This is a genomic window from Acinetobacter sp. YH01008 (assembly GCF_013420435.1).
In the GTDB taxonomy this organism is placed as follows: Bacteria; Pseudomonadota; Gammaproteobacteria; order Pseudomonadales; family Moraxellaceae; genus Acinetobacter; species Acinetobacter pseudolwoffii.
Map to the genome: position 1 here is coordinate 1 of NZ_VOYD01000039.1, position 15443 is coordinate 15443.

The 15443-nt window shown below is 35.6% G+C and carries 17 protein-coding genes and 1 pseudogene; 8 read left to right on the forward strand and 10 right to left on the reverse strand.

Going from position 1 to position 15443, the window contains the following annotated elements; all coding sequences use genetic code 11:
• From FTT75_RS14125 to FTT75_RS14155, 7 genes and pseudogenes are all read right to left on the reverse strand, one after another.
• A partial coding sequence (locus FTT75_RS14125; RefSeq protein WP_218954471.1) for a hypothetical protein occupies positions 1-301 on the reverse strand: 301 nt, incomplete at its 3' end.
• A gap of 302 nt (positions 302-603) precedes the next feature.
• Entirely contained in the window at positions 604-918 is a 315-nt protein-coding gene (locus tag FTT75_RS14130; RefSeq protein WP_126624548.1) for a BrnA antitoxin family protein, read from the reverse strand.
• A complete protein-coding gene (locus tag FTT75_RS14135) occupies positions 905-1192 on the reverse strand; it encodes a BrnT family toxin (RefSeq protein ID WP_126624547.1) in 288 nt (95 codons plus the stop codon). Before FTT75_RS14135 ends, FTT75_RS14130 begins: the two co-directional genes overlap by 14 nt.
• 271 nt (positions 1193-1463) lie before the next feature.
• Positions 1464-2264 carry a hypothetical protein gene (locus tag FTT75_RS14140; RefSeq protein WP_180186718.1) on the reverse strand — a complete coding sequence of 267 codons (801 nt, stop codon included), beginning with the start codon at positions 2262-2264 and terminating at the stop codon, positions 1464-1466.
• A gap of 100 nt (positions 2265-2364) precedes the next feature.
• The gene (gene nadS, locus FTT75_RS14145) at positions 2365-2637 is read right to left on the reverse strand and encodes a NadS family protein (RefSeq protein WP_151204774.1); all 273 of its coding nucleotides are present in this window, start codon (positions 2635-2637) and stop codon (positions 2365-2367) included.
• Positions 2638-2889: 252 nt separating this feature from the next.
• Complete coding sequence (locus tag FTT75_RS14150) at positions 2890-3627, reverse strand: hypothetical protein (RefSeq protein ID WP_151204775.1); 738 nt, start codon at positions 3625-3627, stop codon at positions 2890-2892.
• Positions 3628-3649: 22 nt separating this feature from the next.
• A pseudogene (locus FTT75_RS14155) lies at positions 3650-3976 on the reverse strand (hypothetical protein); the annotation flags it as partial.
• A gap of 276 nt (positions 3977-4252) precedes the next feature.
• Between FTT75_RS14155 and FTT75_RS14160 the strand changes: the two are divergent.
• Positions 4253-4501, forward strand: a complete 249-nt coding sequence (locus FTT75_RS14160) for a hypothetical protein (protein ID WP_180058737.1) — start codon at positions 4253-4255, stop codon at positions 4499-4501.
• A 19-nt stretch (positions 4502-4520) separates the two neighbouring features.
• Here the strand turns inward: FTT75_RS14160 and FTT75_RS14165 are convergent, their stop codons facing one another.
• The gene (locus FTT75_RS14165) at positions 4521-5099 is read right to left on the reverse strand and encodes a plasmid replication DNA-binding protein (protein WP_180186720.1); all 579 of its coding nucleotides are present in this window, start codon (positions 5097-5099) and stop codon (positions 4521-4523) included.
• A 962-nt stretch (positions 5100-6061) separates the two neighbouring features.
• Here FTT75_RS14165 and FTT75_RS14170 point away from each other — a divergent pair.
• The 7 genes from FTT75_RS14170 to FTT75_RS14200 all read left to right on the forward strand — a co-directional run bounded on the left by FTT75_RS14170 (position 6062) and on the right by FTT75_RS14200 (position 12936).
• The gene (locus tag FTT75_RS14170) at positions 6062-6376 is read left to right on the forward strand and encodes a type II toxin-antitoxin system Phd/YefM family antitoxin (protein ID WP_180186722.1); all 315 of its coding nucleotides are present in this window, start codon (positions 6062-6064) and stop codon (positions 6374-6376) included.
• The gene (locus FTT75_RS14175) at positions 6373-6660 is read left to right on the forward strand and encodes a type II toxin-antitoxin system RelE/ParE family toxin (protein WP_180186724.1); all 288 of its coding nucleotides are present in this window, start codon (positions 6373-6375) and stop codon (positions 6658-6660) included. The genes FTT75_RS14170 and FTT75_RS14175 overlap by 4 nt, the downstream gene beginning before the upstream one ends.
• Positions 6661-6672: 12 nt before the next feature.
• On the forward strand, positions 6673-6867 hold the full coding sequence (locus FTT75_RS14180) for a hypothetical protein (RefSeq protein WP_180186726.1): 195 nt from the start codon (positions 6673-6675) through the stop codon (positions 6865-6867).
• Between the two features lie 2148 nt (positions 6868-9015).
• Positions 9016-10008 (forward strand): hypothetical protein, encoded by a 993-nt coding sequence (locus FTT75_RS14185; RefSeq protein ID WP_180186728.1) that lies wholly within the window; start codon positions 9016-9018, stop codon positions 10006-10008.
• A 19-nt stretch (positions 10009-10027) separates the two neighbouring features.
• Entirely contained in the window at positions 10028-10309 is a 282-nt protein-coding gene (locus FTT75_RS14190) for an antitoxin HicB (protein ID WP_180186730.1), read from the forward strand.
• An 832-nt stretch (positions 10310-11141) separates the two neighbouring features.
• Positions 11142-11405 (forward strand): hypothetical protein, encoded by a 264-nt coding sequence (locus FTT75_RS14195; protein WP_180186732.1) that lies wholly within the window; start codon positions 11142-11144, stop codon positions 11403-11405.
• Positions 11406-12081: 676 nt separating this feature from the next.
• Entirely contained in the window at positions 12082-12936 is an 855-nt protein-coding gene (locus FTT75_RS14200; protein ID WP_180186734.1) for a hypothetical protein, read from the forward strand.
• 138 nt (positions 12937-13074) lie between these two features.
• Here FTT75_RS14200 and FTT75_RS14205 read toward each other — a convergent pair whose 3' ends face one another.
• Together FTT75_RS14205 and FTT75_RS14210 are read right to left on the reverse strand one after the other, a co-directional pair.
• Positions 13075-14475: a surface lipoprotein assembly modifier gene (locus tag FTT75_RS14205; protein ID WP_180186736.1), complete on the reverse strand. Its 1401-nt coding sequence runs from the start codon at positions 14473-14475 to the stop codon at positions 13075-13077.
• Between the two features lie 90 nt (positions 14476-14565).
• Positions 14566-15443: factor H binding protein domain-containing protein (locus tag FTT75_RS14210; RefSeq protein ID WP_180186738.1), on the reverse strand; the 878-nt coding region annotated here is incomplete at its 5' end.

The following is a 15443-nucleotide window of genomic DNA, read 5'->3' on the forward strand; positions in this document are numbered from 1 at the left end:
CAGCAGCTAGACGATCCGCTTCAGCTTTTTCAGCAGCTAGACGATCCGCTTCAGCTTTTTCAGCAGCTAGACGATCCGCTTCAGCTTTTTCAGCAGCTAGACGATCCGCTTCAGCTTTTTCAGCAGCAGCCTTCTCAGCAGCTAGACGATCTGCTTCAGCTTTTTCAGCAGCAGCTTTCTCAGCAGCAGTCTGTTCAGTAATTACTGGAGAAGTAGATGTTGTTGAATGACTTCCACCACTACTACAAGCAGCAGTACTTAGTGCCAAAATAATAGCAGCACTTAGCTTTGTTAAATTCATTGATTGCATAGATACCCTAAATTACATTATGGATTTAATGTGTAATTAATGTTTGTTTGTATTACATTACGTTTCAACTTATTATAGTAAATATCTAACTAAAAAAATGAGTATTCTTAAAAAAAACTTTTTTTTATAAGTATTTAATTTTATATAATAAATTATCAATATTCTTGATATTAATGAATACATGATAAATCAGGTTTAACATGAGTTTTTATACCGATGGTTAAATTTCACTAAGAACCAAAAAATTAATATATGTTATTAAAATTAAAAAATTGGAGCCTAAGCTCCCATTTTTATCGATGATTTTTTAAATCTTCTAACATTGCTTCTCGCAGAATTTCATTCATTCGTGTTTGATAGCCTTTGCCTTGAGCTTTAAACCATGCAAGTACATCAGCATCTAAACGAATGGAAGTCTGTTGCTTCACTGGGCGATAGAATTGATTATGGCGTACAGCATTGCTCCAGTCGGTAATTTCAGGCATATCTGAGAGATCTAGCTGATCGTCAGGAACCGTTCCCTTAGCAAGCAAGCGTTGAATTTCAGCATCTTGCTTGTCGCTGAAGTTTTCATTCAGCTCTTTGCGTGTATATCTAACCATGCTCATATTGATTTCGCTCCGCTTTGGTGACTTGTCTTGCACTAATGATTCGTATGATTTCACAGTCATCTTCATCAAAGATAGTGTGAGCTACTAAGAGCATTAGTACGCCTTTTACTTTTCCAACGGTTTGCCAACGTTCTTCACCATCGGTATGTCTGTCCTGGATTGAGATCCTTAGAGGATCTTCAAAAACAAGGCTTGCCGTTTCGAAAGAGACATCGTGCTTTTTCTGATTCTTTCGATTCTTTGCCTCATCCCATTCGAAATACTGTTCCATAAAAAACATTCAAATTTGTATATACAATAATGTATCACAAAATTGTATCACTCAAGTTGAGAAGCGTAATTTTTAGTCAAAATTATTGGCCGAAAGTGACAAATCTGTTCAATAAAAAGCCGACTTGTTTCCAAGTCGGCTTTTTGGGCATTCTTGAATTTTTATAGTTTTATTAAATATTTGATAATTATATTAATATACAAGTGTACTTCGTATAACCGCCATTATGTTAAATAGACTCAAAATTAGTGGAAGTTTTGCGATAGTTACTCTATTGATTAGCATTCCAAGCTTTTAATAAACGCCAAATATTTCGATCTACAGCTTTCCAATCTTTTAATGATTCATAAGGCATTCTCCATTCTATATTCACGTTAGGATAGAGAGGTGTTTCAGATTTTGTGGTTATTACGATTTGGTCTGTAAGATTACGAGTAATTTTCATTAAAAATTCAGAATGGTATGGATCTGATGCATGACCTAAACAATGATAAGAAATATCAGAATCCAAATTTATTGAATAGCATTCTAAATCAAATTTTTTAAATGAATCTTCATATTTTACAAATTTATGTGATGTTAAATAGTTTATCCACTCTCTTGGTGTTTGTTTATATTTAAAATATATGGGATCGAGTGTACTGAAATTTTGTAGATGTACTTTTACTTGATCTTGATAACTCCTATCATAAAAGTTATTAATTTTTATATTCTTAGCATTATTCAAAAGTAGATTAAATTGCATAGGCTTTTGAAAATCGGCAACGTTCTCAATTTTATCATCGTCATTTAGTATTTCTACTGTAGGAATGAAGTTAATAGAAAACTGCCCAAGAAAAGGATTACTTAAAACTATGCCTTGCTCAATATTCTTTTTATCACCTACAACTGTTTTTATAATTAAATCCGATGAAATCCCCCAAGTCACTAAATCCCCTGATTTTGATATATCTTTATAATATTCGATATCCGATTTTTCTGATAAAGATTTAGACCTAGGTTCTGAAGAGTCAGTACATCCACATATAGCAGTGAAATGTATTAAAATAATAAAAGTTCTGATGGAATTCATAATGAAAGTCTTCTATTTATTAAATTTCCCTAAAATTAACATAATACACGTTATACGAAGTCAAAAAATGGGAGCTAAGCTCCCATTTTTAATGCATTTTTTAAATAAGACTAGGATGTGCATCTAAGATTCGAATCAATGTTGCTGCTGGTCCTGCTGGATAGCGTCGGCCTTGTTCCCAGTTTTGCAGAGTACGATGGCTAATGTGGAGACGTGCTGCAAATTCGCTTTGACTTAAACCAGTTTTTTCTCGCACTTCCTTAATATCTGGTAATTCAAGTTCGGTCGTTCGACTAGCTTGGATCTCTTTGCGCTTGATTGCTCCTGCTTCTTTAATCGAAGCAACTAAGTCATCAAATAAGTTGTTATCCATGAAATTGCTCCTTCACGAGTTGGCGCAGAATGGCGGTTTCTTTATCCGTTAGATTATCTTTTACAGATTTTGGATAAGCCACCAAGAAAAAGATTTGATCATCCTCATTTACCCAATTAACTTAGACCAGTGTTGATCAGTCAACATTGTACGAGGCATAGCGAGGAGTAGATTTGGTTTAGCGATTAAATTCTACTTCCTCGCTATTTTTTGCACAGTAAATGTCAACAGCCCCTAGTTATTTTTGTCAACTTAAGTGTTTTTACGTTGTTGATTTAAAAACAGAAGATATGGGATCAAAAATACAAAGATTAATGCAGGTATAATGGTAAAAAAGATCAGATACCACACATAGCGTTGATTGGTTTTATATAAATGAACATGATAATCAATCCCTCGATAAAAGTCGGGTGATTTGATTTTGAAGATCAAATATCTATATTTCAATGGATATTTCAAATCATCAATATATTGAATATCAAAATCTTGATCCATCATATAACCATATTGGCATTTATCTTTTAAGATTAGATCACAAACAGGGGTTGCCTCTATATCAGCATTATTAACATCCATTACCGGGAAAACACCAGTTCCTGAAAACCTATTTAAATTAGCTTTTACCCCCCCCTTCATAATCACTTTTGCTTGTTTGAGTTCACTGACATAACCCTCTATATCCAAAAAAAGAATAGCGACCTTTTTATTTAAACCTGTTGCCATAGCGACTACCACGACAGTCATCACACCAACTTTGATATGCTCCCATAGCAGCTTTTTCTTTTGTACTTTAAGCTCTTCAATCGGGGTCGTCGCATAAAAATGACCTAACCAAAAACCAAAAAATAAAGTACTGCTAAAGAACCAAATGGTTAACCATTTCATGCCATCAAAATTGGCATCGGCAAAAACCCAGTACAGCATCCCACAGGCGTAAAAAATAATAGCCGTAAGCGCTAGTGTGTAACGGTTAATGTTAAAAGCATTCATAAATTACGATTATCCTTAAAATTTATTTGAGCAATTTTTTTGGTCGCACTTTCTCAACTTCATTAAACAAACTAAAAGTCTGATTCACATAATTCACAACACCTGAGATTTGATCCATGTAACTCATTAATTCAGGTGTTTTCTCTGCTTGAATTAGTTTTATCGTGCGTGATGGATCAAAACCATCGAATTGACAATAAAATAAAGGTTCACCCCGTTTTAAAATCAAATCTTTAGAAGTGTCATGCCATTCAAATGCCCACATCAATGGTCGAGGCCAAATATGAATCGGAAAACGCCCACCAAAGATTGTGCCTGGTAGCGGATTTTTACGGTAATGCCCAAAGGCGGGATATTAAAAATTAAGTTTGGCTAAAATTAACATAATACACCTTATACGAAATGCTATTTTTATTTCTTTAAAAATCAATTTCTTATATACTATTGAAAAGCCCATTCACCCTCGAATGGGCTTTTTTGTCGATTCTTCACGTTCCACGCTTACTATTTAATCAATGTTCCACGGGTTTGTGTAGTCCACATGAACAATTCAATTAAACAAAAAGGTTCATATTTAAGTTAAATAGTAAGAATAATAGAACTTGATTATTAAGTAGGTTGAGATATGGATGAGATAAATAAGATGGATGAGGAGGAGCGCATTATTGCTAAAGAGGCAGGTCGGGTGCTCACGGAGACCTTTATTGCAAAAGCTAGTAATGGACCTGTGGTCTATGTCACAAACGATACCGTAGTGTGTAAGGCTCCGAATAGTGAGCCTGTAATGATTAAACAACTGTATCGTAACTTAGAAATTTCTAAGCGTCTGCCGAAGCAAGGTACAGTGAAGATCAAGAAAAAAGACATCAGATGATTTTTAAAGTATAGAACGCTTAATCTTCATTGAATACAGCATTCAATACGCGTCCAAATAAACCCCGTTTTTTAGGTTGTGGTACTGCCATATTTTGCAACGTGGCACGCTGTGGCGTTTGGCTGTCGCGTGCTGTGGCATATTGTTGTGGTATTGCCACACTTGCTGCCACATCCTTATTTAAATTTTCTTTATTTTCAATATCTTGATCTGTTGTTGCATGCTGTGGCATTTTGCTGTCGCATGCTGTAGCGTCAGGGTGTGGCACTACTGTGGCAGGTGCCACACTTTTTAATTCAATCAGGGTCTGCATACGGTCAATTTGTTGCATCAAACGTTCTTCACGTTCTTGGTATTTTTTGACTTCGTTTTCTAAATGTGTAATGAGTTTTTGTGTAGCAGTATCACTGCTTTGCTTAGGAGCTTCCTTAGCAGGCTGTGATATCTGTTGTGGTTCACCAAAGCATCGAATAACTTCGGCAATATCAAATTGGCCATCACTGGAACGTGACAAGCGTCCATTACGTACAGCTCTGTAGATAGTCGATCGATCGACATTAAACTGTTTGGATACTTCGCTCAGTGAGAGTTTAGCCATTTAATTTTCAAGTCCTATTATTATCTTTGAGAGAAAATAATATAAGCATTAGCATATATTTTATGTCAAAACTGACCTATATATTTGATTTATACAATATACCGCAGATTTAGAATACTCATTTCAACTATATAATATTTAATGTTTTTTTATAGCTAAAAAACGAAAAAGCCCTGCTTGACAATTGTCTCCCAGGGCTTTAAATTCGTTGGCACGCAGTTATTTGATGGGTAAAACATCAAGTAACGAAGATCATAAGGTTTGGCGACCGTTATGATTTCACCCAAAGGCTTTTGTACCAGAACACTATTTTCACTGTTATGTGCAGTAATATCAAGCCCAAATTGAAAAGTCTTCGTTAGTTAAGTGTTTTTTTCATCAAATAAGTATCCTAGATCGAGCTTTGCCTGCTTCTGCGTGCCCATTTTTTATGGTTGGCATGCGGTGCATGTGGAGGGAATAAGTGTCACTGGTGCATCGTAGCGATCGTCGAAAGGCGGAACCGTTACAGGGGAATCTCACATAAACGGAGCGTTGAGAGTAGTTGTATAGGTTGGTTAAGTTGCATGTTGGGGAAACCCTCGCAGAGATACTGCCATACTTCGACAAGGAGCGCGTGGGGGAAGGTGCAAGACCTTTAGTCCTTGTCTGCATAGTCAGCAAAACTATGTGCGGATACGACCGATGCGTGGCTCCGTCAGCCCGACTGGTAAATCGGCAATACTTAAGGGATGTGTCATTTTTTTAAGTGACCACCCTTAGGGAGAGTATTGCCGAAACTCTCTCAACGTTCACCATCAGCCCAAAGCGAAGCGACGGCTGTGGGGATCTTGAGAGAGTGAGAGCATTTTCTTTTCTTAGTTAATCTCAATAAAGATTTAAATACAAAATTAATTTTGATTATTCTCCTTAAAAGTCTAAAATAGCTAAAGTGTCTACTTTGATTGTTTGAGGTTTTAAATATGCAAGTTATTACTGCAAAAGATGCCAAATCACGTTTTGGTGAATTATTGGATACGATGCAACGAGAACCTGTCTTAGTTACCAAGAATAAACGTCCAGTTGGCGTATTCTTGTCTTTGAAAGATGTGAAGGGTACTCACTTGGAAAGTCTTTTTAATATTCAAGATGATGATTATGAAGATTGGGAAAAAGAGAAAATTGTAGAAGCTCTAAATTCTTTGAAATCACATCCATCACAAACGACTGAAATGAAAACTGTACATGCTACAGCAATGCAAAAAGCACGAGAGTTAGTAGCGAGCCGTAGCAAATGAGTTATGAAGTCTCCTATTTGCCACAAGCAGAACAAGATTTAATTGAAATCTTGGCGTATGGCATTGAGAACTGGGGCGAAAAACTAGCTGAAAGTATGTATTTAAAAATTACTGATCAGTTAGAAACGCTCTACTTCTCACCAAATCGAACAAAAAGAAAGGGTAGTTTAGGAACCAGAGAAATGCTGATTGTTGACAGCCCATATCGTGCCATCATTCAAATTGATGAAGACAAAAAACAGGTATTCATTCTAAGAATTTTGCATACTTCTAGAAATATTTAATTGGAAGTTGATATGGAATACTTTGAGAGAGATCGGCAATTAGCAGAAGTAGCAGAAAGTTTAGAGGAAAAGAGAAAAAATTTATTGAACATTAGCCAAAAGGAACTTAATCGCGAGTTACAACTTTGGCGAGTTAATGAGAAGCAGATGAAAGCAAGAGATCAAAAAACAGATGAAGAGCAAATAATTGATCTTTTCTTCAAATGAATATCGTGAATTTTGCTTGTAATATGCATCAGGTTTGATTTTTTAAGTTATGGCCTAGGGTCTTACCTTGTCTGAGTCGTAAAGTGTCTTAAAACGCAAATCAGCGCAAAATAGGAAAGCCCTGTCCAATAAACTTGGAACAGGGCTCGTATTGGAGTTTCACGTTACCGCCTAACGCCAATAGAACGTATTGGTACGTTTTCACAGTTATCAACTTGCGACATTTTCTTTGCCAGGCAAAGGAAGCGACTTTCAAACCGTTCCAACAGCTACCTCCAACTGTTATCACGACTAAGTTTGATACAAACTTCGGCTGTGTTTTAGTTCCACAACTACGACTTTCTAATACCATTTTTCCGCTAGTTACAAAGCAAGTTGCTCTCCATCTCCGCTAAGTATAGGTTCGCTAGTATTCAATTCTTATTTTCCATCATCTTCGCTTAGTCACATGTGGACCGCTAGATGAAAAATCCAGAAAAAAATACATCTCCGCTAAAACACTATTCCGCTAGTCAAACAACTGTACTGCTTCGTAACGTCACCGCTAAAAAAAACAGCTAGTAGCGATTAATAAAAAATTATTAATAACTAAGTTTTTATCGATATTATTTCTTTCAATGAAGTAAAAAATTAATCGATTTGCAACCAACACCACAATATGCTGAATATCAACATATTGGTAAAATTGGGAGTAGAAACACTCTCAATTGCTCACAGTTTAAAGAGTTAATTAGACTCTGCGAATTGTTATAATTCATCTTAAGACTAATCTGAATATAGCCAATTCTATTCACTGAAATTTGCATAGTCCCAATTTTGTTCGAGAGACCAATCCCGAACAATTGAAACACAATGGTGACCAAACCATTTTAGCTAAGTTCTCGCTTTTTTAGATAACACATAAAACCGACTCCAACTTTCGGAAACAAATCTGCATCAAATCACGACACAAATATTTAGACTCCCTTTACCAATCCTGATAGCCATATCAGGATTGAGTTCGCCTATTGCCTTTCAGCAGTTTAAAACTAATAACTGCAACGATTTCACTATTTAAAATAGCTTATACGCCCTACTCATCATCTCTCCCTCTCCACACCTGCCATGACAATTCAATGTCAACGGCATGGAGATTCCCAAGTTATTTCCAACAGTCTTGATCAGACCGCCTATCCTCTATTATCAAAATAGCACTTCCAACCTCTCGGTGTTTTTTTCCCCCCAACGCGGTTCCTTAAAAACATGGGGATATGGCTATAATGATAAAATCGCAAGGGTAAGGCTCTTAATCTGCACGTATCTCAGCTATGCTTGCCGATGTATTCTGCTTAAGCTATCCGTTGACCCATCGAGCTTGAAATAATCTCACCAGATGGTGCCGCTGTATCCAGATTTCTCCTCAACAGCCTGTAACATTGCTGTTACCTCAAACGCCCACAGATGTGCTCTTGAGCTGCATTTCTCACTAGAAAGTCTAGTGCGCATCATGCACACACAAGATCGGTATTAACGGTACTGACAACATCCTTGTCCCGACCTCCCGAGTTCTGCTGAAACAGGGGTTCAAGTCATGCAGATTGATCTGCACTTCTCTAGCCTGGCGATTTCTCACCAGACAACCACTTCACAATATTTCTATTGCTTATAGGCGCCCGTGTCCTTGTCGCCCAACCGCTTGTAAACAAGCTGATTGGATCGAAAAGAAGTATCTCAACTTCTTAGCGCCCATCAGATCGTACCGAACCCTGCTTCCAAGGTAGTACGCTCAATCGGTCAGTCGTATGGATGGCTAATCCGCGACTGTGCGCTATCTAAAAAAACATGGCTTTAAGCAGGCTGATGCCTGCTCAAAACGCTAAAAGCGAAATGGTCAGGCAGTTGGTCAGACTGCTTTCAGTCAATGAATATCCCGACTATAAACTAAATAAAAAGGGGTGTAAATTTCGTCACCTAGGAACCGCTTTATTGCACGATGACAAATTGTGTCAATAAAGCCTGACCAATGCCTTTGGCATTGGTTTTCGTGGCGAAGCCACGTTAAGCCTTATGGTATAAGGATTTCATTAATTTTTAATATTGCTTAATGACAATGTGAAATATAGAATATTGCTTAATGACACATATTAAATATTGCTTAGTGACAATAAAATGATTAGTTACAGCCCGAATAGTCGATATACAGCACAAAAAATTGCAGACAAAGTTTCGAATGGTGCATATTTCTATAGCCATTTTTCTGTTGAAAGTGATAAGACTTTATTTTTCGATAGCATCCAAAAATTGTTGAAAAAACTGACTGATAAATACTCGCTTCATTTAACTGCAAGGCAACGGACTTATCGTTTAAATACAAAAAAAGAACCGATAGCTGATCTTATTATTCAAAAAAGACCCTCCATTGAAGGGGTCAATATTTTTGATTTTTGGTTATTGATTACTACGCCAAAAAGCCATGACTATAATCAGTCCAAGAGTGAAATTGCCCTGAAAAAAATTGTCAACCAGCGAATTTCAGAAGCTGTACTGGACTGGAATAAAGCGCTAGAGCAGGAGGAAATACAGCTTATCCAAAACTATTATCAAGACCATGAAAAATTTAAGTTTGTGTTGCATAAACCTTACTTAAAGATAGTCGTTGATAAAGGCCATATAGAGCTAGTACGCTTATCTCATTCCAGCAAAAAATCAAAAAAATATGCCCCGACTGAAAAGAGTGCTAAAAATTACACCTGGACTTGGCGATATGATGAGCCAACGCTGCAAATATTTAAAAAGAAATACATTGAGATTATGAATGTTTTGATCTCAAACCCTGATAAAACCATGGGTATGTCTATGCTTGAGACGTTTTATAAACGTCTCAGATTTTATACCGTTTTTAAGGGTAATCGACATCAAATGGGGCGATTGCTGACTGAAGCAGTGAGCTACCACTATAAAAAAACAGGGAAGGACTTTAGGAAGGTGGAGTACTATGTTCCTCTGGAGCTTGATTATTTATCACGACTCACCAACTATGCAGATGACTTTTTGCAATATAGTGTTTTACGTAGGCTTCGAGAGGATGCCAACCTTAATTTAAGTAAAGATAAGGTGACAGGAGATGCCATGAATCAGCTAATCCAAAAGTATTTACTGTAGTCCTTAAAAAAGGTGAACGATGCCGAAATATCCTGACGATTATTATCTGACCCGGCAAGAAATTGACGATTTGAGAGCAGAGGCCAAAAACGCTGCAAAATATATGAAAGCTTTATTTGATTTTAAGATTGAAGCTCGTTACTCATTTAACGTGAACTGGTCCATTGAGGATGAAGAATTTGTTGGCCTTTGTGCTGAATTTCCATCTTTATCCTGGCTAGATCCGGACCCAGATAAAGCACGTTCCGGCATTGAGAGACTTGTTTTTGAGACATTACAAGAGATGAACTCTACTGGATAACGCATCCCTTAATACTTTTGAAAAAATCCCTGATTACGCTGGATGTATTCATTCAGATGATTGGAATCTAAGCCATAGATTTGCAGTTGCTTATCGATATATTTGAAAAAGAAAGAATACACAATGTGTATGATCCCTAATGCTAATACTTCTATTTTGATTGCCGGAAATAAAGTGTTCGGGTCTGTAAAGAGAACGTCTAAGGTGAAATGATTAAAAAAATAGATGAAAAAAGTCACCAGACTCAACAAAGTCAAAACTGCATAAGCTTTAACACAAGCTTTGCAGTATTTATTCATTTTTTCTAATTTCTGAAAAGTTATAGGATTCATTTTGCGCTCTGGACAACTATATTTTTAGGGAAGAAACTTTTACCGATTCTAAATATTCAGGATTAAAAAAGGGGAAAATTTTTTCTGTTAGATGATTCTGTGCTTTATAAAAAAAATATCAAAATTAAAAAGCTCAATTCTTTTAATATACTGAAATTAAATATAATTTTTAATGTCGACACACATCATGTCTACCTAACGAAGCTAATTTAGGTAGACATGATGTGTGTCGTGAATATTTTGATTTCTAATTTATTATAAGTTGTTGATTTAAAATGTTATTTGTTTTTTCTTGGGGAAATAGAACTCAAGGATAAATATTAATAACCTATTGAAATTAAATAAAAAGTTCAAAACACACATCATAGCTACCTTGATGCAAAAAAGAAGCTATTATGTGTGTCGATCAGAGCATTATATGTAGAAAGGTCTCTAATTTTTTATTCTGTCTACCGACTTGTAATATGATTCATATATCAGCTCACTGGGAGTATGGCATCATGTCAACAGCAGATCTAATTGAAGAGGATGACAGTGAATCAGGTATTGCTGCTAAAGCCGCAGATGTACTTCGATACCGCTTTATTGAGGCAGCGCAAAGCGGAACAGTGCTGTATGTAGAAAATGATAATTTAATAAGTAAAACACCGGATCGCGTACCAATTCTGATTAAACGTTTGGAAGGCCGGAATCCTGACCTTGCTCGACGCTTTGCTGGTCGTGGAACTTTTAAAATTAAAAAACGTAAAATTAATTTTGATTGAGTCAGGCCTGTACGGGTCTTTCGTATGAATGTTTGGATGTTGATTTTAAATAGAAAAATCAAAAGTGGAAAACTGATTCAGTAAAAACCACCTATCACACCTCAATAATTAAAAAAATAATTATATCAACTACTTAGGTTGTATTTAAGAAGCTGTATCTTTTTAATTTTTAGCTATTTTTTTAAAAAATGCTTCTACGAGTGGAATTCATTTCAGTAGAGATAACTTTTTCAATGGGTTCTAACAAAAATATCCCCAATTTCTGCGGATAAAAAGGGGACGGTTTTTATCCGATCTTGTACGCATTTGCTTACGTCAATTCCGGCCCTTTGCGGCTATGCGGAATACTGGAATTTTTCTATGATTGAGTCATATAGGGACAGGATGTTCCGGAACAAAAAACAATAATAATAAGTTCAAGCACCAGGAACGTGAGGTAGAACAGTAGCTACCACAGATCGCACAATAAAAAACCCTGACAGGATGTCGGGGTTTTTTTATTGATTAAATTATTTGTCTATCAGTATAACGGGGGGGGTATCCAACATATAAAGGATATCTAAAAAATTGGTAACTACTCACCTAGTTGCATATAAATAATAATATTTGTTAAAATTTATACATTGATATTTATATATTTTTAATAAAAATTTATTTGTTTAAAACGGGATAATTCGTGAAAAAATTATTTTTATGCGGTGTCGCATTAGCTTTGTCAGGTTGTTCAACCACAGCTCATTTAATTTTCAAAGACTATGATAAAAAAGTATCTATTGAAAATATTTCAAAATACAAAGATGTACATGAACTAGTAAATAAAAGTACTAATTTTAGAGGACCATATGCTTATAAAACTCCTGATATGAAGGATCAATGGATTACAAAAGAAATTGAGATTCCTGTCGATACTTTAAAGTTGTACTGTCAATCAATAGATGGAGGGACTTTTAATTCATTTAATGACTCTACAGCGGCAAATATTTATGACCGCCAAAAGGGGCTATATACATGTACAAAAAATTCTAAAGTACTTTGGGGAGCTGAAGTAAAAGTCCCAAAACTAAATATTAATTCAAGTGGAAACTTTGCTACAGCAAATATGTTAATTTACACTTTAACACCTAGCCAGTATCAATCAATTCTCAATTCCCAGCGAGAGTATCGTCTAGCAGCAGAACGAGCTCAAGCAAATCAAAGAGCTGAAGAAGCAAGGCGTACAGCAATTATAAATTCAAGAAAGAAACCTTCACAAAAAGATATTGGACGATCAATTTGTAAAGATACGATCATAAATATTCCAAATAATATAAAAGTATTCGGTCAGCAACAATACGAAAAATTCGAAGGTGTTGTTGTCGGTAATCTTGAGAGTATACCGACTAATAGCCAAGAACTAAAACTATCTATTCGTGGTGTAAAACAGAATTATGGCAGTGTAAAAGCTATTCCATCAGCCCATTTTCAAAATATATATTTAGAGGCTGGGAGAATCATTTGGGACAATAAGTCAGATTGGTATTTATGTAATTAAAGAATAGATATGGAATAGTGAAAATCAAAAAAATCCTGACATTCTGTCGGGATTTTTTCTGTCTTGAATTTGGATTTCGTATAAGAGATTTTATGTTAAATAATAAAAGGCTCTAACTGAGAGTGAGAGCCTTTATTCTTAAATTTTTTTATCTATTGTGATAAACCATGTGCCGTTATTACGCTCATAAAGTGGTAAATTGCTGTCAATTTTTTGATATCTATAATTTAACTTGGGAGTAAAACCTTTCCACTGCCATTGCTTACGCCAAGCAGCTATACCAACTTCATATTCACTGTCTTTGCGTTGAATACCATACCAAATATTATCTGCTAAAAAATTACGCTTAGAATAACGTATGTTGCTACTAATACCCAATGAGTCCCCAAAGTATAAAAAACCACTTCGTATACCTTTTTTATTAGATGATTCTGCTTCGTCCGCTAAGCGATCTTGCATCCAGTCTAAGCCACTATATATGAGTAATTTTGATTTCGGTTGATACAGCATCAATGCAGCCTGACTATTAGCATGACCATTATAATATTGTGCAAGATCTGAATCCTGATATCGTTTTTGGATATGAGTTGTATTCGCAGAAACTTGCCAACGATTTGATAATAATCGGTTATATTCTAATCCTGCACCATAGTTGTGACTGTAACGACTGTCACCTAGTATATTTTGCCCAATAAATGGAATTATGCCTAAAGACTGCTTAAGATCTTTATATTTGTAACCAGTATCGATACGTAAAGTCTGCTCACTAAATTCTGTATTATCCCAATAATGAATACCGTTTAGTGTTGTATTGAAATAAATATAATGATTGTTCATCATATTTTGTTCACGTGATGCGCTCAGCGTATAACCGATACCTTGTGCCTTCTGTGGTAGTGATTCTTCATCACGTATGAAAGTTGCATCTCCAATAGAAATTTCTTTGATATTAGATGACTGATTAACATTATCTGTTTTTTCAAAATTAAAATTTACTGTTGGTTGCCATGCTTGAGACTTTTTCATAGTACTCAATATTTGATCTACTAATGCTTGTATCTGAGTAGGAAGAAAAGGTCTTACTATTCCAAATTCATTTCTAGCTTCTGTATATTGTTTATCTTCAAACAACATCATGGCGAGATCAAAGCGTGGATAATGTAAATTAGGATTATTTTGAATAATCTTTTGGTACATTTCTATAGCTTTCTTTTGTTGTCCTTGAAAACGATATAAAGCTCCTAAACCATATTCATATAAAATCTGATCATAGTGATCTGTTTGCCTGTATATCTCTAATAATTGTTCAAGTTCTTTCCAGTCTTTATGAATAATTGCTTGATTAATGTAGTCTTCTAAACTTGAGTTTGGAGGTAGGGTGGAAAGATTTAGTTCCTTATCTACTATTTTTTTGAGTAATAATTCAGGTTGGATAAATGAGTCTTGCTCAAAGAATACCGTTTGGGTCGGTGGTGATTCTTGGGAAAATACAGTGCTAGAAAACGTTACTGAAAGAATTGCTAAATATTTGATATTCATCAAGTTACTACCAATATAATGACAAAAACCGTCTGAAAATATATTTAATTTCAGACGGTTTAGAGTGTAGATATGACTTAGGATGAAGTGTTATTTAGAAATTTCACCACGTGTACCACCAAAGCCAACGGTATCTTTATCATTAAAAATGACTTTACCAGCAATTTCTTCAGCTTTTTTACCATAAAAATCTAAAGAATATGTCCCAATATTACCTGTTTGAACAGCACTAGAATTAATACCTGTTCCAGTAATGGAACCTTGTTCTAGGCTAATAGTATTACCTAAACCATTAATTGAACCTGAACCTAAACGATCAGTAAAGTTAACATTATAGTTTAAAGTACCTTCAGCCAATTTCGATGTTGTTGAAATAGATGGGAACATTCCACTGTGATCAATCGTTGTCGTATCAATATAAGCACCATTAAACGCCTTACCTGTATAAGTGGCAGTACCTAAATTTGGTATTGCATCAACAGTAGTTTTCAAACCTTGGATTGTAATATTAGATGTACGATCATCGTTTATTAATGCGCCAGTACTATTATTATAAGAAAGATCGCCAGAATAGTTACCTAAAACAACGGAATAGGGTTGATTATAAACAACAGACTGTGTACCCGATGCTGTAGTTAGATTATTAGATTTAGCTTTTCCACCATTAAAATTAGCTGTAATCGTGTTAATTGGGTAATAACTAGTGAGCCCTTTTGCATCATCTATTTCTTTTTGTTCAGCAGCTAGACGATCCGCTTCAGCTTTTTCAGCAGCTAGACGATCCGCTTCAGCTTTTTCAGCAGCTAGACGATCCGCTTCAGCTTTTTCAGCAGCTAGACGGTCCGCTTCAGCTTTTTCAGCAGCTAGACGATCCGCTTCAGCTTTTTCAGCAGCTAGACGATCCGCTTCAGCTTTTTCAGCAGCTAGACGATCCGCTTCAGCTTTTTCAGCAGCTAGACGATCCGCTT